Annotated in this window: 1 protein-coding gene; it reads right to left on the reverse strand. The window is 63.9% G+C overall.

The genetic code is table 11. The features are described 5' to 3' along the window. The coding region (locus tag EN857_RS33830; protein WP_135897714.1) for an ATP-binding cassette domain-containing protein at positions 1-330 on the reverse strand (330 nt) is incomplete at both ends.

The raw sequence follows: 330 nt of genomic DNA on the forward strand, positions 1-330 counted from the left end.
TTGAACAGCAGCGATGCGCCCTTGCCGCTCAGCCGGTCCAGCGTTAGGTTGGTAGCGACGTCGATATCGGCCACCACGCCGTCATTGATGTTCTGGTGCACGGTGACGACCCCGGCGCGGATGGCTTCGGCGGGTGTCTGCGGGTCGAAGCCCTGACCGGCAAGCCGAATGCATCCGCTGCCGCGCGAATAGACCCCGCTGACGATCTTGACCAGGGTGGACTTGCCAGCACCGTTGGCGCCCATCAGCACGGTCACCTCGCCGGCAAACAAGTCGACCGAGATGCCGCCAAGCACCTCGTTCTGGCCAAAGGATTTCCTCAGGCCTTCC

Origin of the sequence: Mesorhizobium sp. M4B.F.Ca.ET.214.01.1.1 (genome assembly GCF_004791545.1) — a bacterium.
In the GTDB taxonomy this organism is placed as follows: Bacteria; Pseudomonadota; Alphaproteobacteria; order Rhizobiales; family Rhizobiaceae; genus Mesorhizobium; species Mesorhizobium abyssinicae.